The following is an 18,821-nucleotide window of genomic DNA, read 5'->3' on the forward strand; positions in this document are numbered from 1 at the left end:
CGTCGACGATGGAGTCACGGCCATCCCGACACCTGATTCCCGTGGGGCACCATGACCATCGTCGAACCCGTCCGTTTCCGCCTGCTCCGAGGCACCATCCCGTATCTGCTCTCCCTCGCCGTCGAGGAGGGGTTGCGCACCCTCAACGAGTTCCTCCGGCCTCGGCCCACCCTCACCCCTCCAGGCCCGAAGCGCCCCGAGCGGGTTCGGGGGCACGGCGCCCCCGAAGAGCCTCCGCCCAGGACCAGGAGCCCGCACACCGCGATGAGCGATATGTGCCGACAGCACGACGAGACCAAGACCCCGCCCACAGGTCGGCCCCGTTGTGGGATGGGGGTCCCCCTGCGAGGCGCGGGTGACGGCTGCGCGCGGAGGGCAATGTGGCGGCCGACCGGTGATCGTTCCAAGGTCGATCGGTGCCCCGACCCGGCGACCGGTCGACACCACCGTGAACCGATCGATGAGGTCACCGTGGACACCACATCCGCGCCGATGGACGGAAGCACCCTCGAAACGTCCGACCAGCGGGGGGAACACTGCGACGCTTCCTTCGGGGAGACCATGTCCTCGTCGGAGGAGGAAGTGGACCTTCGGTGGCGTCCGCAGACCCGCGATGAGGGTCCACTGACCATCCGTCTGGTACCGGTGGGTCAGGCGGCTCTTCAAGCGCGGGGCTGCCCGGGCCTGATCGACGCCTTGCGGTTGACCTCATGGGTGGGTTCGGCGGTGCCCTTGGTTCGCGGGGGCGGGCCTGAGCGATTCCGCTCCGAGGACCGGAGGCGTGCGGCCGCCGATCTGGGTTTGACCCCCAAGGAGATCCCGCGAGTGTTCGAAGCGGCCTTGCGTGCCGGGTTCCTGTACACCAGCGCCTCCGACGTCCTGCCCGAGGACGCCATGGGGATCTGGCGTGACGATGAGCGCCTCGTGCGGGCCTGGTCGCGGGCCCTTCCTGTCCTGGCGGGCCCTGATCCGGCTCTTCGTGTTCTGGACGTCCTCTTCACCTCCGGCTGTGGTCGGTCCTTGGAGGAGTTGGCGCACGAACTCGACGATGTCGCAGGGATTCCTGCGGCGGTGCACTCCCTGATCCGTTCGGGTGCGGTGGAGCCCCTCCCGAACGGCCAGGTGCGCATCACCAGGTTGGGTGACCACGGCATGGCCCATCGTCGACACGAGCGGGACGAGCCGTTGTTGGAGCATCCGCGGGTCTGCGATCTCTCGGCGCGGGCACTGTTGCTGCTCCTTTGGAACTCACGGTCGGTCGACATCGAGACGATGGGGGCGGAGTGGGTCGCCGAGCGTTGTGCGCGAGAGGCGGCCCGGTCGCTGTTGGCGGCCTGTACCGACCCCGCGGACTGGCGGCTGCGTGTGCACGCCTTCCGGGTGCTTCGGGGAGTGGGAGCCGAGGCCGACGAGGTACTGGACACCTACCGCGATCACCCGGTCCTGGGCGGTTGGGTGGCGCACGCCCGGTATCGGGCCGGGCGGGTCCGGATCGCGCAGCTGGTGATGGCCGTGCTCGACACCTACGCCGTTCGGGTGGATTCGGGGCTGCCGTTGCCGGAGGACCGCGAACTCTGGCGTGACCCGGAGACCGTCACGAAGTTGATGTGGGGATCGGGGCATCCGGCCGCGGACAGTGTGCTCAGTGCGATCGCCCTGGGCGCGTTGGGGCCGCGTCCGGCCCGCGCCGCCCGTCGCACACCCGTGTTCTACAACGGGTAAGGCCATCTCGGTGCGGCGCCCGCGCTCTCACCCTTGCCCGCCCCGACCGGGGGACCGGCGGGGCGGGCAAGGGTGCACGTCCCGCCGTCCGGTGGCTCAAAGCCCACGCTTCGAACCACCGGACGGTGAGCGCCCCGGGGCCGAGGGTCGGTCCCGGGCCATGTGCCTTGGCGTGTTCGCTGTTGGAATCGCGGCTGCTGAACGTGGCGTTGGCACCCTGGGCCGCGTAGTCGGAGAAGGCCGCACCGGATCCTCGGATTCGGTGTGCGGGGCCTTGTCGAATCAGCGGTTCGCGCTGTCGCCGTGCAGGATCCGCTCGGCGTGGCCCGGTCGTCGGCCGGGGTCTTCCCTTCCAGGGCCAGGCACAGCAGCGCGGTCTCGACCGTTTCCAGGGCGGCGGGGTCGGCGGGGTCGTTCTCGAGTAGCCTCGGTGCGCCGTCGCCGTCATCGAAGGGTCTTCGTTCATGAGTCGTCACGTCCTGGTCACCGGTGCCGCGCGGGGTATCGGTCGCGCGACCGCCATCGCCTTCGCCGACGCGGGAGATCGGGTCGCCGTGCACTACGACTCGAGCCGGGAGGGCGCCGAGGAGACCCTCCGGCTGCTGTCCGGTGACGGCCACGTACTGGTCGGTGCCGACCTGAGCGAGCCGGCCGCCGCGTCCGAACTGGTCGAGACGGTCCTGGAACGACTCGGCGGGCTGGACGTCCTGGTCAACAACGCGGCCGTGAACCTGCCCCACCCGATCGCCGAGACGCCCTTCGAGGAGTGGGTGAAGGTGTGGCGTCGAACCCTGGACGTCAACGTCCTGGGCGCGGCCCACGTCGGTCACCGCGCCGCCCGGCACATGATCGACCAAGGGGTGCGCGGACGCATCGTCAACATCGGCTCGCGGGGTGCGTTCAAGGGGGAGCCGGAGCACCCGGCCTACGGTGCGAGCAAGGCCGCCTTGCATGCGTTGGGCCAGTCCCTGGCCGTGGCACTGGCTCCGCACGGGATCGGAGTGGCGTCCGTCGCTCCGGGTTTCGTCGCGACCGAACGGGTGGCCCACCGCGTCACCGACCAGGTGCGCGCGCAGAGTCCCTTCGGGCGGGTGGCCACCCCCGAGGAGGTCGCCGCGGCCGTGCTGTTCTTGGCGTCCCCCGAAGCGGAGTGGGCCTCGGGCTCCGTCCTGGATCTGAACGGGGCCTCGTACCTGCACTGATCCACCCCGTTGACGTTGGTCTCCGGGTACGTTCCGCGTGGGCCCTGACGGTAGGCCACGAAGGACACCCACCGGCCGCCGATCTCAAGGGGTCATGACGAAGGGCTCGGTGCGTCATGCCCGAAACCACGCTTCTATCGCTTTCGTCGCCACGATGTCGACGAAACCACCACACGGACGTGGCGAGGCGTTGTACAAGGGAGAGAAAGGGAGTTCGAGACACCAGGACTCGGGGGCAGGAATGTCATCGCACCACTCGGACGCGTCGGCCCACCATCGCTTCGCCGCCCGACCGGTGTCTCTGCGATCACACCGGGAACTGGCCCGGTCCGCCTTGGCGACCCCGTTGCTGGGCGACGCCCTGGATCTGGCCCGTTGGTGCGGCCCCATCACCCACGTCGACGCGCACGGTCTACCGGACCTGGACGACACCCGCGACGCGATCCGCAGGTTCGGTCTTTGGCCTCACCACCTGTGCCGGGATCCCCACCGCCGGGACGAGTGGTTGCGGCGGATCGGCTCCCCCGAACAGGCACACCGTTTCATCCGGTCCTGGCGTGTCGCCCTGAGGCTGGGGCTGATCCAGTGTGAAACGGGCCAGGCACGGCCCGCTCAGGACCTGGACCGCCGAGTGCGCGCTCCCGAACAGGTCCTGCGCTGGTGGATGCTCGGTTTCCGTGAGTGCGTGGAGCGCTCACTGCGGGAGGTGGCCGGTGTCTCACCCGATACCGCTCTGGACCGCCTGTACGAGTCCCCCAACGGTGCTCGTGTCCCGCTGCGCATGCTGACCCAGGAGGTCGTGCCCGCTCAGGAGGAGGTCCATCTGCCGACGGTATGCCCGGGGCACAGCACCGCCAGGCTCGCTCGTGGAGCGTGGGAGCTACGCGATTCCGGCGCGGTCGAGGTCGGACACAGCACTCCCAGGGCGCCCAAGGACGTTCCTCGCGATCACCGGACCGACCCGCTCTGGGTGGAACTCACCGACCTGGGCCGGTACGGGGTACGGCAGATCCTGCTGGCGCATGGCCGTTCGGCTCCTCTCCTCGATGAGTTCGTGCGGCTCGACGCGGGCGCCTTCTTGGACGCGCTGGCCACGTTCTCCCCCGACGGCCGGCTCGTCGGGCTCACCTCGTGGTCGGACGCACGTGCGCCCGAGGAGACCCTGCGGGAGGTCGTCGCGGTCTGTGCCGGGCCGGGGAGGGCACTGCGTCGTTGGAACGCCGCTTTGGTCCTGGGCCTGATCAGTTCACGCATCGGTCAGCGTCTGCGTCGGTTGTTGGTCGAGCCCGAGCCCACGGTGGCGGGCCTGGCCTCGGTGGTGTTGTTGTCCTCGCACATGCTCCCGCAGGAGGAACGCGAGTCGTTGAGTGCCTGGTTCGGGCATTGGACCGCCATCGACGTTTTCGCCGCGGCCGCCGCCCTGGGCGAGGCCGGGATGCGTTCCTTCCTGGTCTCGGAGGCCGCCGAGGGCATCGACCGACACCTGTTCGACGACGTCGACCGGCTCTGGGACCCGGAGCATCCCGATACCCGTGAGGTTCTGCGGGCCCTGGGCAGTCATCATCCCGATCCGGAGGTGGCGGCGCGGGCGAGGGCCGCCCGGGCCCGCGCACCGCACTCGCCCTGAAGCGTGGGCGCCCACCTCCGGCCACCCGCTCGGACGCTACACCGTGGCCTTGCCTCGTTCTTCGGTCGCGGCCCGCTCCACCCTTCGGTGTCGGCGACGCAGGACCACCAGTCCGAAGAAGAGTGCGACGGCCATGGTCACCACCATGATGCCCAGGAAACCCCAGGGGCCCACCAGCGGGCTGACCATCAGTGGGATGGCCGCGGCGGTGACCAGTCCACCGCCGAAGAAGGGTTCGAAGATGAGCTGTTTGTATCCGAACGCCGGGTAGGCGGGGGTACGCACTTCCGGGTCCACTACGCGCATCAGCACCATGCCGGTGGCCGTCACGCCCATCGACTGGCCGAACTCGCCGATGCCGCGCTCGAACCAGAAGTTCGGCATCATGCGCGGCGCCAGGAAGAGGAAGGCGAACAGACACCACAAGATGCCCGAGATCGCCAGGATCGCGAACGTGAGGATGTTGTCGGCGATGGCCTGCAGCGACAGCGTCGCCATGGCAGCGATGATGAGCACGTCCAAGGACAGGCCCTGGATCCGCTCCACGGAGCGTTCGTCGACGATGTCGTTGCGGTCGAAACGGTCGATCACCATCTGGACGACGATGCCGCCGATCATGGCCAGTGGGAACAGCGGCACGTACGCCATGACCTCGATGGTCTCGGCCCACAGTGCCTGCTCCAGCCATTGCAGTCCGGACAGGATCAGCTGACCGATGATGACGGCGACCGCCACGAGACCGAAGTGCAGGGTCAGGGGGTCCATGGACGAGGGGTGCACGGTCATCGTCGAACCGGCGGTGCGGTTGGCGCGTTCGATCAGACCGGCCTGTTCACGATCGGTGCCCTTGTTGTCGGCGTTGATCACCGAGGTCTTGCCCCGACGCACGCCCCAGTTGATGAGGACGATGCCGATGATGACCCCGGAAAGCAGGCCGACGGTGGCCATGCCCAGCGCGAGGTCTTGGCCCTCGGCCCAGCCGACCTGTTCGAAGGTGGTGCCGAGTCCGGCCGCGGTTCCGTGGCCGCCCAGGAACCCGATCTCGATGAGCGCTCCGGAGACCACAGGAACGTCGAGGAAGGGCACCAGGACCAGCAGGGCCAAGAGGATACCGATCACGTACTGGCCGCTGGCCACGGTGATACCGAAGGCCAGGTTGGGGCCGGCCAGGTCGACGGCCTCGCGCAGCTTCGGCAGTCGTTTACCGAGGAAAAGGCTGGCGAAGACCACCGAAATGAGCAGGCCGGGCAGGGCTGACCAGACCGACATGACATCCACACCGAACAGGCCGCCCTCGGCCACGCGGTCGGCGAGTCCCACCGCCACGCCCTGGTCCGCGAGCAGGCCCATCGCCCAGCCGAGGACGTCGGGGCCGAGCAACAGGGCGATGCCGCCGCCGATGATCGAGCCGGGCAGGTAGAGCTTCTGGGTGAGCTTCCACTTGACCCGGACCAGTTTGGAGACCAGCAGCAACAATCCTAGGAGTAGGAGTGCGAGGCCCACGGTGTCAGGGGACATATCCACCTCTCGGAACGGCCCCGAGGAGGAACGGCACGGGGCGGACGTGTAACCCCTGGTACGCGGACACGCGCGTGGCTGGGCACGTGGTCCACCCGGGCAGGGGTTGTGGCTGGGAGGTAGGTCGCATGTGTCAGTGACTCGGCTGACGCGAACACCCGGGAATCTTACACACGGTGATGGGATCGTCAGGACTCGCCCGCTCCGCGTTTGGAGAGAACGTGACGAACGATCGATAACATCCCGATAACCCCACGGGGACGGTAGTGAAGGAGGTGTGAGCCGAAAAGCTCCACCCTCGCCGTTTTCACGTTCCGTCAGCGTTCACCGGGGTGGTGGCGGGTACCCGGAACCGACCGTCGTACACACCGATCACCCACCCGATCTCGGTGGGGATCCTCATACACCCCGGCCGGCCGTTGGGCACTCCTGTGCACGCCCTCCCCGACCGGGACGCTTACTCGTCCTTCCCCGGGCCCGCTCCAAAGGGGTCGGCGTCGCCCCGTCCTGACGTCCAGGGCCGCCCGAACAGTTCTCGGGCCCACCGGGTCAGTTCGCGGTGGCGGGCGTGTTCCGGACCGACCAGGTCCAGTGGCCCGCCCCAGCTCTCCCCCGGCTCCGGTGCTCCCAAACCGAGGGTCTCCCGAACCGCCGCCAGGACTTCTTCCCCCGGAGCATCCTCGGCCCGTGGAGCCGAGCGGATCCGTTGGGAGAGCGCGCGACCCACACGGGTGGTGGCGCCGACGCACACCACCCCCAGGGCCTCGGCTTCGCGGAAGGCACGCAGGACCCGGAACTCATGTTCGGGGTCGACGGCGGTCAACGGCTGGTACCAGTGTGCGGCGGAGAGCAGCCACTCGGTTCCCGGTGCCTTCTTGTTCTCCTCGACCAGATCCCGTGTGGCCCGCGCGCCGTCGATGCACAGGGTGGTTCCGCTCGGCACGTGTGTCAGCGCGCACACCACGGCCCATCTACTGCGGGCGTCGGCGCCCTCCTCCACTGCCCCGGAGGCCACGGGTTCGTCGTCGGTGGGCCACCACAGGCCGTCCTCCGCACGCCGGGCCCAGCCCTCCAGGAGCGCCACCAGGCGTATCTCCGGAGCGGCGGCCGACCATGCTCCTACCTGGTCGGAGAGGGTGACGTGACCGTTCTCGGCGATCAACAGCCCGGTCCGCGCTCCCACCTCCAGCCAGATCCTGGCCAGGTCTTCGTTCCCTCCCGCCGCCTTGGTGAGCCTGCGTCGCGACGGCACCGCCAGGTGACCGTCACGACGCAACCTCCCGGGGCGTTCGATGAGCGTGGCCACCAGTCGGGTGTCCGCCCCCGCCAGGAAGGTGAGCGCCTCCCGGGAGATCTCCTCCACCGCACCGGGCGCACGTCCCGAGGGTTCCCCCTCGACCGGGGGTCCCGTGACCCGTGGCGGGGTCGGATCGAACCAGTGTGGGAAGGAACGCCGGATCGTCAGGGCCACTTCGCGCGCGGCCTCGAAGATGAGGGCGTCGTCGGTCTCGTACTCGGCCGGCAGCAACAACCCGTGTTCCAGCAGCCAGTCCTGTTCGTCGTCGCCCGTTCCGTCCATCGGTAGGTCCATGCGCCCCACCAGGTGGGTCCAGGCGATCTCCACCTGATCGGAGAAGAAGGTCATCTGCAGGATCCGGTGCCGCACCTCGTGCGGCGCACGGCGTACCAGGGACACCACCTTTTGTTCGTCGGTGAGCGCCCCCGCCAACGTCTTCCTCAGTTCCCACCAGTCCCCGGTGGGGTCGAGCCCCAACGCCAGGGCGATCCGGCGCAACGTCGCCAGACCGTATCTGTCCAGGGCCTCCTCCACCGCCCAGGGAAAACCTCGCGTGCCGAATTGGTATCCGGCGTCGTCGGGCAGGTGGTAGCCGCCGTCACCGTCCGGCCACAGGACCGCCAGGTCCAGGAGGTCGGACACGCATTCCTGAGCGCGCATCCTGGTCGGCCCGGGTCGGTCGGCGCCCACCTTGGCCAGCAGGGCCTCGTGGTCGACCGGCCCCAGGAGGAACGGGTCCTGGACGAGGGATCTCCGTCTGCGCGGCCAAGTGCCCTCCGGCCCGCCCGGAAGCAGCTCCTGCGCGTTCTCGGCGACCGCGACCACCGCTCGCAGGATCTGGTGGTGGGGCAGGGGCAGCCGTTCGAAGACCGTGGGCCGAAAGGCCAGGATCATGATCAGGTCGAGCAGGGTGTCGGGGGTGGCCGTCCGGTAGCGGACGGCGCCATCGGGGATGGTGGACAAGATGTCCGCGACCCGTTCCGGCGGCATGGTGCGAAGGTGGGCGTCCAACGCGGCGAGTCGGTCCATGGTTTCGATTTTAGGGTTCGTCGTCCCCACGCGCACCGGTGATCTCCCGGCCTGTGGACGACCCGGCCACGGGTTCCTCGCTCCCGGATTCGTACCGATCTGCGCGAAACCACCCCACCGGGCCGGCGTGGAACGGTAGTAAGGGGTCACCCTCGCTCACACTCACACCCGATGCTGGAAACGGGGCCGGACATGCCCTCTCACGAACCGCCACGGCGGGGACGACCTCCCCTGTCCGCCAGGCCCGTATCGCTGCCACCGACCGACGTCCTGGCCCGCATGGCTCTGGACTCCCCACTGCTGTGCGACGCCCTGAGTCTCGCCCGCTGGAGCGCCCCCGCCACCCCGGTCACCTCCGGTGGGGTCCCCGGCATCGACGACGCACGGGCGGCGATCTCCCGCTTCTCCCTGTGGCCGCACGACCTGCCCGGTCACCTGGATCAACGGGTGATCTGGCTCGGCGCACTGCACTCGGTCGCCGATGTCGCCCACTTCGTGGTGCCCTGGTCCGCCGCGTTGCGTCTGGGGCTGGTCCACATCGCTGATTCCCTGGCCCGCCCCGATCCCGACCTGGAACGTCGGGTGCGCGACCCCGAACAGGTCCTGGAGTGGTGGTTCCACGAGTTCGAACACACCATCGCGCACGCCCGAGGTGACCTGTCGCGTCCTCACGATCCCGTGCCCGGCACCACTGGTCCCGACCTGCTTCCGGAGGTGTTGCGGTTCCTGTACGAGGCCCCCGACGGGCACCGGCCCGACCTGGACACCCTGGCGCTGGAGGCCTTGTCCGGACCGGTCCCTCGCACCGAGTCCACCGATACGCCCCACATCACCGATCTACTCCTGAACGTGTTGTGGCAGCTCTCCGATACCGGGGCCGTGGCGTTGGATCACGCTCCCGAGGACGAGAGCGTGGACCGATGCACCGTGGAACTCACCGCGCTGGGCCGCCACGGGGTGCGACGGTTACTCCTGGAGGTGGGGATCCACGCCCCCATCGTGGACACCCTCGCCGAGGCGTGCGCCTCCCGGTTCCTGGACGCCCTGGCCGTGCTGCCCTTCGAGGAACGCTCACTGGAGGCCGCGCGGTGGTCGGACCGGCGTGGACCGCAAGAGGCCCTGCGACAGATCATCGAGGTGGTGCGAGGGCCCGGTCTGGCCCTGCGCCGGTGGGTGGCCGCCCAGGTGCTCAACACCACCAGTTCCGAACTCCAACCGCGGCTGCGCGCCCTGTTGACCTCACCGCACAGCACCGAGGCCTGCCTGGCCGCGATGGTCCTGCTCTCCTCCGGAATGTTGGACCAACGCGGCATCGATCGGCTGTTGGCCCAGTACGGACCATGGGTGGTGATCGACATGGTGGCCGCGGCCATGTCCTCCGACGATTCGGGGCCGACTTCCTTTTTGACCGCCGAGGACAGCCCCGACGTGCACCGATTGCTGTTGATGGACGCCGACCCGATCGTGCTCGGGGCACACCCCGACGCCCTGACGGTCCTGGACGCGTTGGCCCGTCACCACCCGCTTCCCGAAGCCGCGGCCCGGTCCGCGGAACTGGCCGATCGGCTTCGAGCGTTCGGGCGGCCCATGGAACAGTGAGAGGTCAGGCCTTCCCCTCGGCGATCGCGCGGGCCGACGTCCCTTCGGAGACATCAGAGAGGCGGCCGGCCGCGCGCGGCGGTGCGGTGCGCGCGGGGACCGGTTCGGTGTCGGACCCATCGCCGTGCGCCCGTTCCATCGCGGGAAGGGGTCGGTCGGCGAGGGCGTCCAGGTAGACCCATTCGCCCTCGTGGCGGCGAAACCGACTGTGCTCGCGCAGTGCACCGGCCCGGCCCTCCTCCTTGTAGTGGGCGCGGAACTCCACGGTGCCCTGCGTATGGAAGGGGGTCCCCTCACCCGTTCGCAGGATCTCCAACCCCGTCCACTCGGTGTCGGGGTCCAGCCCCACGTGCCGGGGCCGGGTGGTGGGATCCCAAGAGCGCAGGAGATAGTCCTCGTCGCCCACGACGAAGGCGCTGTAGCGCGAACGCATGAGATTCTCCGCGGTGGTCGCACGGGCCGTACCGGCGTGCAGACGACCGCAACAGTCTCCGTACTTCTCATCCCGATCGCACGGGCAGGACGCCTCGGTGGGCAGAGGTCGCGGGGCGGTGGAGCGCCGTGAACGGCGGGATCGCTGCTGGGCCATGCATCCATTCTGGCGTGCCGGGAACACCGTCCGGCCCGATCGAGGGGAATCGGGTCGGACGGTTCGTACGGTTCGGACGGTTCGGACGGTTCGGACGGAGGGGTCAGGCTCCGCTGTCGCCCGGGCGGCGCGGTGGAGGTGGCGGTAACCACCGCGGCGGCGGACCGTCATCGGGGGCAGGGCGCGGTTGAGGGATCGGGAGCGCGTACACGTGGGCGTAGTCCATGTCCATCCCCCGGGGTGATACCCAGCCCGAGCGGTGGAACGAAACACGCGGGATGTCCGCTTCCGGCACCCGGATATCACCGTTCGGCCCTGGCGGGATGTGCCATCTCGCGCTCCTCCACACCAAGTCTGGTCTGTGAAGTCGCCCAACCACTCACGGATGCGCGCTTCCGCATCGATACCTGAGGACATGTGTATAGTCGGTCCGACCGTCGGCCAGGAAGGGTTGGGACATGGACAACGTGGAGGTGAGCTCCGCCGACATCGCCCGTATCGCCGGAGTCAAACCGACAGCGGTGAGCAACTGGCGTCGACGCCACGACGACTTTCCCACCCCCGTCGGCGGCACCGACCGCAGTCCCCGCTTCGACCTGGCGGAGATCGAGGAGTGGCTGTCCACCCACCGCGGTGTGCCTACCATCGACCCCGACCAGCGGCTGTGGCAGGTGGTGGACTCCCTGCGTGGTTCCGCTCCCGTAGAGGACCTCCTCGGGCTGGTGGGTGCGCTGACCCTGCATCTGCGCGACCATCCCGCGCTCCCCTCCGATGACCCGGCCGCGTTGGTGAGCGCGGCCTTGGACGGCTTCGAGACACGGTTGCGCGCCTCCGGTTCGGCCTGCCTGGCCGACCATCGGCCCGCCCAGGTCCCCGAAGCACTACTCCCCGCCCTGGTGGAGACGACCGTGCGCGCCGTCGCCGAGAGCGGACCCGCTCCGGTGCTGGAGCGTATGAGCCGAAGGTCGGAGCAACGCTCCCCCGCCGGTTCGCACAACCTCCCCCCGGACCTGGCCACCCTGATGGTCCACCTCGCCGGAGGCGGCGCGCTGACCGATCCCGCCTGTGGTGGGGGCGAGGTCCTGGTGGCGGGAGCCCGCGCCGGGAACGCACCGTTGCGCGCCCAGGACCGGGACCGGTCGGCGCTGTGGCTGACCGCGCTGCGCCTGGCATTCGACGACGCCCTGGACGAACGGGCCGAACTGCGGGTCGGCGATGCCCTTCGTGAACCGGCCTTCACCTCGGATCCGGCCGACTCGGTGGTCACCGCTCCCCCGTTCGGTGAACGCAACTGGGGTGTGGAGGACCTGGGCGAGGACCCGCGGTGGGTGCACGGCCTACCGCCTCGGTTGGAATCCGACCTGGCCTGGGTGCAGCACTCGTTGTCCCAACTGCGACCGGGCGGCACCGCCGTGCTGCTGATGCCCCCGGCCGCGGCCCAACGCCCTTCCGGACGGCGGATCCGCCGTTCGCTGTTGCGGTCGGGCGCGTTCCTCGCGGTGGTGTCGCTGCCCGCCGGTTTCGCCGCGCACTACGCCGTCCCGCTACAGCTGTGGGTGCTGCGCCGAACCGACGAGACGACGACACCCACTCCTTTGTTGTTGGTGGACACCGAGCCGACCGAACCCGAACAGGTGGAACGCCCCGAGGACGTGATCGGCCGGATCCGCGGGCTCTGGGAGGACTTCCACGACTCCCCGGAGGATTTCAAGGAGGTCCCGGGTGCGGCGCGGGCCGTGGAACCGGTGGAACTGCTCGATGAGGAGATCGATCTCACCCCCCGCCGCCATCTGCCCTTGCCCCGTTCGAGCGCCCGAGACCTCGACTTGTTCGCCCGGCGACGCACCGAGATGGAACGGTCGCTACGGTCACTGCGGTCACTGCTTCCGGAGGTCCCCGAGACCCTGCCCGAGGCCGCGCCCACCCCGGTCGTCACCCTGGGCGAACTGGCCAAGGCCGGTTCGGTCACCATCCGGCGTCACCGTGCCCGTCGCCCCGAGGAGGAGGGCGGTCCACAGGTCCGAGCGCGGGTGCTGACGCCGCAGGACGTGATGCGCGGTACACCGGCGACCCGGACCGAACGTGTGGACGCCGATCCCATGCGCAACCCACCGTTGAGGGAGGGCGATGTGGTCATCCCCGTGGTCACCGAACGCCCGCTGGCCCGGGTGGTCACCGCCGAGGACGCCGGGGCCCACCTCCACGGCGGGTTGTACGTGGTGAGCACCAACCCGGCGGCCGTGGACCCGTGGTTCCTCGCGGGTTTCGTCAGCAGCGAGGCCGAGCGTGGACACATCGCCCGGGTCAGCAGCAGCATGCGCGGCTCGCTGCGGTTGGAACCGCAGCGGTTCCGCCTCCCTGTGCTGTCCATCCAGGAGCAACGTGCCCACGGTGAGCGTTTCCGTCGAGTCGAACGGTTCCGTCGGGCGCTACGGGAGCTGCAGGAACTGGGCACGGAACTGGCCGACCAGGCCGTTGATCTGGCCGTGGAGCTCACCACCGACCGGACGACCCTGCATTAGCTCGACGCCGGCGAGGGCCCGACCACCTTTCCTTGGGTTCTAGTGGTGGTCGGGCCCTCGTGTCGTCTCAAGGACGTGGTGGCGCTCAGCCGACGTCGGCGGTGATGGTCACGCCCAGGCCGAGATTCTCCTCGAACTCGACGGAGGCCGGGGTGAAGGCCCCCTCGGCGGTGACCACGCCCTCCGCGCGCTGCCCGGAGTCGAGCGTCACGGTGTCGATCTGGGACTCGGACATGCCCAGGGCGCTGGTCGTGTCCTTCTTGGTGCCGTCGTCGGCGACGATCGCGAAGTACAACGGGTTGACCTCGATGGCCTCGTCGCCGTTGTTCTCGACGGTGACGTGCACGCTGGTGTAGTCGCCGCCGTCGTGCAGAATGCTCGGCACGAAGTCGGCGACCTCGGCGGTCAGCACGACGGGCCCGTCCTCGACCGGCTCCTCCGCGACCTCGTCGACCTCCGCTTCGGTCGTTTCCCCGGTCTGCTCCGAGGCGTCCTGCGAGGCACCGGAGCCGTCGGATCCCGACGAGAGAACGGCCACGCAGCCGCCCATCAGGAAGAGCAGGAGCAGGAACGCCCCGCAGCCCAGGCCGAGCTTCTTGCCGGTGGACATACCCGGCTTCGACGGCATCGGCTGGTAGGGCGGCTGGGGCTGGAAGGGCTGCTGGGGTCGGGTCATGGTGGGCTCCGGGTCTGTGCGGTGGCGACGAGGCCGTGGGGCGTGAACACCGAACCGGTCGGTTCGGCGCGCAACGGGAGAAGGGTCTCCGGAACTATGACTCAACCCGAAGACACCCACACCATACACGCTAATATGTGAATACAACCAACCACGCCAAATGTTTCCAACTCACACCTCGAATCAGACTCATCATCGTCCTCCCTACCGGCCCCGGACCGGGAGCCGATCGGCATGGCCTTCGACGTCGTCGCTCCGTCTCGTGTGCACGAAGGAAGGTGGTCCCCTACGCGCCCGGAGCCTCCCTCACGTTCGAGGTGAGGCGGGCAGTAGCGTCCGGCGCTCCGGATCAAGGGTGAGGACGCGGTCCGCGCGGGCGGCGACCTCCCGATCGTGCGTGACCGTGACAACGGCCAGACCCTCCCGCGCACGGAGGGTGTCCAGGAGATCCAGGACCGTACGCGCGCTCGCGGTGTCCAGGGCCGCGGATACCTCGTCGGCCAACAACACCCGCGGACGCGCGGCCAGGGCGCGGGCGATCGCCACCCGCTGCCGTTGGCCGCCCGAGAGGCGGCCGGGGTAGGCGCCTGCGGTCTCCGCGGGCAGGCCTACCCGCCTCAGGAGTTCGGGGACCTCCGCCACGGCCTGCTCTCGTGTCAGGCCCCGGAGCACCATGGCCGGGCGTGCCAGCGCCGTTCCGACGCGTTGGGCGGGATTGAGGACACCGACAGGGTTCTGGCCGACCAGTTGGACGGCTCTCAGTGACTCCCGAGTGCGGTCCGTGTACCCGGTGGGGAGGGGACGTCCGTCCAGGGACAACGAACCCCTTGCCGGGGGATGGAGTCCGGCAAGACTCCTGAGCAGTGTGGATTTACCGCTTCCGGAGGGCCCCAGGATGGCGACCGCCTCCCCTGAACGGACGGCCAGCTCCGACTCCTCGAGCAGTTCCCGACCATCCGGTCCGATGAGGCGGATCCCATGGAGGCCGAGGGCCAGGGAGCCGTGTGGGGTTCGGGAGGCCAGGACACCGGTGGCGCTCCGGTGGGCGGCCCCGGGCTCATCGATGTCGATGAGGGTGTCGGCCACTCGGGCGGCGAACCCCCGGTCGTGGGTGATCACCACGGTGGCTCGGTTCGGGCGTCCTCGCCGTTGCTCCAGCACGTCGAGCACGAGCTCGACCGTGGCGGGATCCAGGCCGCTGGTGGGCTCGTCCAGCACGAGGAGTTCGGGGTCACCGACGATCGCGCGGGCCAGGGCCACCCTTTGGGCCTGGCCACCGGAGAGCTCGCGCGGACGCCGACGCCACAGAAGGTCGGCGTCCAGTCCCAGCCGGGTGAGCGTCACGCGCACCTTCTCCGTGTTCTCCCGTCGTGTTCCGAGGGGCAGCGCGTCGGCCACGAGGGAGGCCACCGACCGTAGGGGGTGCAGGTCCGACGCGGGGTCCTGGCCGAGAATCCCCACCCTGGTCAGGCGCCAGCGCCGCCCACCCCGCCCCCGAGGCACCGGGGCTCCCCGCCACCGGACGTGTCCGGAACGGCGGAGCAGCCCTGGGGGCAGGGCGTCGAGCGCCGCGAGGAGCGCACTGGTCTTGCCGCTGCCGGAAGGCCCCATGAGCGCCATCACCCCTCCGTCGGGGACTCGCAGGTCCACGGGCCCGACGACCACTCGACCCCGGGTGTCCTCGACCAGTAGCGCTTGCACGTCCAGTCCCTCAGGCATGGTCCGTCTCCTCTCGCCCCGTCCCTGCCGGGCGGCGGTCATCGTGTTCCCGAGAGGGCGGTCGGGCGGCGAGTGCGAACAGGAGCGTCGTGACACCGAGTGCGATCGCGGGTGCGGCCACCGCCCACGGATTGCTCGCCACCCCGCTCATGTTCTCCCTCAGCATGAGAGCCCAGTCCGGCTCGGGCGGGCTCACGCCCAGTCCCAGGACGCCGAGTGCCGCGCAGACCTGGATCGCCACCACCAGCCGCAGCCCCAGGTCGGCGCAGACCAGTCCGCGCATGGCCGGAAACACTTCACGGAGCAGCACCGAGCTCGTGTGCTCGCCACGCAGGAGCGCCGCTTCCACGTACCCGGAGGAACGGACGGAGCGGACGGCGTCGCGCACCACCCTCAGCGTGAGCGGGGCACCTCCGCACACCGTCGCCACGACGACCGCCGACTGCCAGGGCAGGGCGATCGCGGCCACCAGGGCCAGCAACAGGGACGGCAGGGCCAAGAACAGGTCCGCGCAGGCGGTGAGCAGGCGCGCGACGAACCCACCGGACCATCCCGCCACCAGACCACCCGCGATGCCGATGACGGAGGCGCACACGGCGGCCACCACCGAAACGGTCAGCAGCCGGCCTCCCCCGGCCAGGACCCGAGACCACACGTCCCGTCCCAGGGCGTCGGTCCCGAGCAGGTATTCGGGGTTCGGCGCCTGCCAGGGGGCACCGGCCGTGGCGTTGGGGTCGTAGGGCGTGGACCATCCACCGAAGAGCACCAGGGCCGTTGCCACGACCAGTGACAACGGCACCAACAGCCCTCTCATGTCGTCCTCCCGTGCTCGGGTTCGGTCAGGGCGGCCGACAGGTCTGCGAGCAACAGTCCCAGCAGCACGATCGCGGCGGCGAGCACGGCCGTGGCCTGCACGACGGGCAGATCGCGTGTGGAGATGGCCGAGACCAGGAGCGAGCCCATGCCGGGGTACCCGAAGAGGGCCTCCACCACGGTCGCGGCGGCGATCAGGCCACCCGCCGAGACCGCCACGACCCGGACGAAGGGAGTCAGGAGGAAGGGAAGGACGTCCACCAGCGCGATTCGCCAGGAGGGCACGCCCCTGCGTCGGGCGTCGACCACGTGGGGCATGCGCACGGTGTCGGCGACCGAGCCCGACAGGAGGCTCCCACCGAAGAACGCGGTGGGCAGCGCCATGGACATCACCGGGAGGAAGAGCAGTTCCGGGTGGTGCCAGGGTGCGGCGCCGGGGGGAATCAGGGACACCGGTGGCACCAGGCCGAGATGGCCCGAGAACAGCGCGGCCAGGGCCGCCGCCACGACCGCCATGGGGACCGCGGCGCCCCCCGTCAGAACGGCGGTGGGCATCCGGCGTCCTCGCCGTGTCGTGCCCGCCCACCAGGCCAGGGCCGAAGACGCGGGAACAACGAGCGCCATGGCTCCTGCCACGACGGTGAGGGTGGCGGGCAGCCTCTGGGCGAGTGCGTCGACGACTGGGCGACCGTTGACCAGGGAGGTGCCCGGATCCCCGCTGATCAGGGCACCGACCCAGTCCAGGTAACGCCGCCAGGGTTCGACGTCCAGTCCCAGCTCCTGCCGTAGGTGTCGTACCTGTTCCTCGTCGGCCCCGGGAGAGGCCCGCAGGTCGGCGGCGTCCCCGGGAAGGAGTTCGGTCACGGTGAAGACCGCTACCGAGACCAGGCCCAGTAGCAGCGTCGCCCGGACCAGGGAGAACAGGAGTGAGACCCCCGCGGCGGCCTTCCGTGAGCGTGGAAGGGCCACCGCGGGGGCGGTCGCGGGGCCGGGCATCAACCGGTGGCCTCGACCTGTTCGATGAACAGACGGTGGAAGCCGGGACCGGTGGGCAGTCCGCTCACACCGGGTGCGGCCAGGTCGATACCGTCTCCGGTGCCCCAGACCACGTAGCCGCCGTCGTCGGCGACCCGCTGCTGGAGGTCGGCGAGCAGGGTGTGTCGTTCGTCGTCATCGGCGGTGGCCAGTGCCTCGGCGAAGTCGGCGTCCCATTCGGGCTCGTTCCAGCCGGTCTCGTTGATGGGGCCGTCGGACACCAGGGCCATCCGTGCGAAGTCCACGAACCCGTTCCCGCCGAGGCTGTTGAGGTAGAGCGGCTCGACGTTCCACACCTGGGCCCAGTAGGTGTCGGGCGCTCCGATCTCGATCCGAACGTCGATGCCCGCCTCGGAGAGCTGTTCGGCGACCAGTGCCGCGGTCTCCTCCATGCCCGGGTAGGAGTTGGTGGCGTGCAGGGTGAGTTCGACGCCGTCCCCGTGTCCGGCCTCCTCCAGCAGTTCACGAGCGCGGTCCAGGTCGCGTTCGACCGGCTCCACCCGGGGGGCGAAGGGTTCCTCGGAATTGAGCAGGTCCGCGCCCGGCTCCCCGTAACCGAGGAAGACCGTCTCCACGAGTTGCTCCCGGTCGAGGGCGAGCTTGACGGCCTCGCGCACGTCGGCGTCGTCGAAGGGCTCGCTGCCCAGGTCCATGACCAGCGGGTAGTTCACTCCCCCGGGCCGGGTGACCACCTGGACGGAGTCGTCCTCTTCGTACTGCCGGGCGCCGGCGGGTGCCACGCTTCCGGCGATGTCGGCCTGCCCCGAGGCCACCGCGTCGGCCCGCGCCCCCGGATCGGGCATGGCGCTGATCTGGAGTGTGTCGTAGTCGGCCGGCGCACCCCACCAGCCGTCGTGCCGGTTCAGGACGGCGGTGGTGTCGTCGTGTTCGGCCAGTTGGAACGGGCCGGAGCCGACCACCGGTTCGGTGATGTCGTCGCTGCCCTCGGGCACCACGAAGGTCAGGGAGGCCAGGGCGCCGCCGACCTCCGCGTAGGGCTGGTGGGTGACCAGTTCGAGGGTGTGCTCGTCCACGACGGAGGAGGACTCCAGGTCGAACATGGACAGGCGGCCGTTGTTCTCGGCGCCCTTGCCCTGGATGCGCTCCAGGGAGAACAGGACGTCGTCGGCGGTGACCGGCTCACCGTCGGAGAAGACGGCGTCGTCACGGAGGGCGATGGTCCATCGGTCCAGGTCGTCACTGTCGGGTTCCCAGGACCGGGCCAGGCGGGCCTGGAGGGCCCCGTCCTCGTCGGTCACGGTCAGAACGTCGTAGAGCATGGCGAACCGCAGGTAGTCGGATTCGTTGCCGACGCGCCCGTGCGGATCGTGGGTGGTGGCCGCCGGGGCTCCCACCGCCGCGTAGCGCAGGGTGGCGTCGTCGGCGGAGGCCCGGTCGCCTCCACCGCCACCACAGGCGGTGGCCGCCAGGAGCACCGTGAGGGTGCCCACCGGCAGGAATCGTCGTCTCATC

General features: G+C 69.8%; 13 protein-coding genes. 5 read left to right on the forward strand and 8 right to left on the reverse strand.

What is annotated here, in order from left to right; genetic code table 11:
* Nucleotides 1-51 precede the first annotated feature (51 nt).
* The 3 genes from NLI01S_RS03390 (at nucleotide 52) to NLI01S_RS03400 (ending at nucleotide 4,551) form a co-directional block, all read left to right on the forward strand.
* Nucleotides 52-1,722: a hypothetical protein gene (locus NLI01S_RS03390; protein ID WP_157090937.1), complete on the forward strand. Its 1,671-nt coding sequence runs from the start codon at nucleotides 52-54 to the stop codon at nucleotides 1,720-1,722.
* A gap of 464 nt (nucleotides 1,723-2,186) precedes the next feature.
* Nucleotides 2,187-2,924 (forward strand): SDR family NAD(P)-dependent oxidoreductase, encoded by a 738-nt coding sequence (locus NLI01S_RS03395; RefSeq protein WP_067598989.1) that lies wholly within the window; start codon nucleotides 2,187-2,189, stop codon nucleotides 2,922-2,924.
* Between the two features lie 295 nt (nucleotides 2,925-3,219).
* Entirely contained in the window at nucleotides 3,220-4,551 is a 1,332-nt protein-coding gene (locus NLI01S_RS03400; protein WP_223809090.1) for a hypothetical protein, read from the forward strand.
* 36 nt (nucleotides 4,552-4,587) lie between these two features.
* On the opposite strand, the gene NLI01S_RS03405 is transcribed toward NLI01S_RS03400, so the two are convergent.
* Both NLI01S_RS03405 and NLI01S_RS03410 read right to left on the reverse strand, forming a co-directional pair.
* Nucleotides 4,588-6,069, reverse strand: coding sequence for a sodium/glutamate symporter (locus NLI01S_RS03405; RefSeq protein ID WP_067598995.1), 1,482 nt, complete (start codon nucleotides 6,067-6,069; stop codon nucleotides 4,588-4,590).
* A 457-nt stretch (nucleotides 6,070-6,526) separates the two neighbouring features.
* Nucleotides 6,527-8,395: a hypothetical protein gene (locus tag NLI01S_RS03410; RefSeq protein WP_067598998.1), complete on the reverse strand. Its 1,869-nt coding sequence runs from the start codon at nucleotides 8,393-8,395 to the stop codon at nucleotides 6,527-6,529.
* 192 nt (nucleotides 8,396-8,587) lie between these two features.
* Here NLI01S_RS03410 and NLI01S_RS03415 point away from each other — a divergent pair, with 192 nt between their 5' ends.
* Entirely contained in the window at nucleotides 8,588-9,994 is a 1,407-nt protein-coding gene (locus tag NLI01S_RS03415) for a hypothetical protein (protein ID WP_067599001.1), read from the forward strand.
* A gap of 4 nt (nucleotides 9,995-9,998) precedes the next feature.
* Here NLI01S_RS03415 and NLI01S_RS03420 read toward each other — a convergent pair whose 3' ends face one another.
* Nucleotides 9,999-10,583: a YchJ family protein gene (locus NLI01S_RS03420; protein ID WP_190318346.1), complete on the reverse strand. Its 585-nt coding sequence runs from the start codon at nucleotides 10,581-10,583 to the stop codon at nucleotides 9,999-10,001.
* A 458-nt stretch (nucleotides 10,584-11,041) separates the two neighbouring features.
* On the opposite strand from NLI01S_RS03420, the gene NLI01S_RS03425 reads away from it, so the two are divergent.
* Nucleotides 11,042-13,105, forward strand: a complete 2,064-nt coding sequence (locus NLI01S_RS03425) for an N-6 DNA methylase (protein ID WP_067599004.1) — start codon at nucleotides 11,042-11,044, stop codon at nucleotides 13,103-13,105.
* A gap of 85 nt (nucleotides 13,106-13,190) precedes the next feature.
* Here NLI01S_RS03425 and NLI01S_RS03430 read toward each other — a convergent pair whose 3' ends face one another.
* The 5 genes from NLI01S_RS03430 to NLI01S_RS03450 form a co-directional block, all read right to left on the reverse strand.
* Nucleotides 13,191-13,781: a DUF4352 domain-containing protein gene (locus tag NLI01S_RS03430; protein WP_223809091.1), complete on the reverse strand. Its 591-nt coding sequence runs from the start codon at nucleotides 13,779-13,781 to the stop codon at nucleotides 13,191-13,193.
* Nucleotides 13,782-14,087: 306 nt separating this feature from the next.
* Nucleotides 14,088-15,500, reverse strand: a complete 1,413-nt coding sequence (locus tag NLI01S_RS03435) for an ABC transporter ATP-binding protein (RefSeq protein WP_067599010.1) — start codon at nucleotides 15,498-15,500, stop codon at nucleotides 14,088-14,090.
* Entirely contained in the window at nucleotides 15,493-16,314 is an 822-nt protein-coding gene (locus NLI01S_RS03440) for an ABC transporter permease (protein ID WP_067599013.1), read from the reverse strand. Before NLI01S_RS03440 ends, NLI01S_RS03435 begins: the two co-directional genes overlap by 8 nt.
* Nucleotides 16,311-17,309, reverse strand: a complete 999-nt coding sequence (locus tag NLI01S_RS03445) for an ABC transporter permease (RefSeq protein WP_067599016.1) — start codon at nucleotides 17,307-17,309, stop codon at nucleotides 16,311-16,313. Before NLI01S_RS03445 ends, NLI01S_RS03440 begins: the two co-directional genes overlap by 4 nt.
* Nucleotides 17,309-18,820: an ABC transporter substrate-binding protein gene (locus NLI01S_RS03450; protein WP_067599019.1), complete on the reverse strand. Its 1,512-nt coding sequence runs from the start codon at nucleotides 18,818-18,820 to the stop codon at nucleotides 17,309-17,311. Before NLI01S_RS03450 ends, NLI01S_RS03445 begins: the two co-directional genes overlap by 1 nt.
* Between the last annotated feature and the right edge of the window lies 1 nt (nucleotide 18,821).

It is taken from the genome of Nocardiopsis listeri NBRC 13360 (assembly GCF_001570765.1).
GTDB classification, from domain to species: Bacteria; Actinomycetota; Actinomycetes; order Streptosporangiales; family Streptosporangiaceae; genus Nocardiopsis; species Nocardiopsis listeri.

Bases quoted from the DNA above. Each gene is read 5' to 3' on its own strand.
- NLI01S_RS03390 (WP_157090937.1), top strand. From the start codon at position 52: ATGACCATCGTCGAACCCGTCCGTTTCCGCCTGCTCCGAGGCACCATC.
- NLI01S_RS03395 (WP_067598989.1), top strand. From the start codon at position 2,187: ATGAGTCGTCACGTCCTGGTCACCGGTGCCGCGCGGGGTATCGGTCGC.
- NLI01S_RS03405 (WP_067598995.1), bottom strand. From the start codon at position 6,069: ATGTCCCCTGACACCGTGGGCCTCGCACTCCTACTCCTAGGATTGTTG.
- NLI01S_RS03410 (WP_067598998.1), bottom strand. From the start codon at position 8,395: ATGGACCGACTCGCCGCGTTGGACGCCCACCTTCGCACCATGCCGCCG.
- NLI01S_RS03415 (WP_067599001.1), top strand. From the start codon at position 8,588: ATGCCCTCTCACGAACCGCCACGGCGGGGACGACCTCCCCTGTCCGCC.
- NLI01S_RS03420 (WP_190318346.1), bottom strand. From the start codon at position 10,583: ATGGCCCAGCAGCGATCCCGCCGTTCACGGCGCTCCACCGCCCCGCGA.
- NLI01S_RS03425 (WP_067599004.1), top strand. From the start codon at position 11,042: ATGGACAACGTGGAGGTGAGCTCCGCCGACATCGCCCGTATCGCCGGA.
- NLI01S_RS03430 (WP_223809091.1), bottom strand. From the start codon at position 13,781: ATGACCCGACCCCAGCAGCCCTTCCAGCCCCAGCCGCCCTACCAGCCG.
- NLI01S_RS03435 (WP_067599010.1), bottom strand. From the start codon at position 15,500: ATGCCTGAGGGACTGGACGTGCAAGCGCTACTGGTCGAGGACACCCGG.
- NLI01S_RS03440 (WP_067599013.1), bottom strand. From the start codon at position 16,314: ATGAGAGGGCTGTTGGTGCCGTTGTCACTGGTCGTGGCAACGGCCCTG.
- NLI01S_RS03445 (WP_067599016.1), bottom strand. From the start codon at position 17,309: ATGCCCGGCCCCGCGACCGCCCCCGCGGTGGCCCTTCCACGCTCACGG.
- NLI01S_RS03450 (WP_067599019.1), bottom strand. From the start codon at position 18,820: ATGAGACGACGATTCCTGCCGGTGGGCACCCTCACGGTGCTCCTGGCG.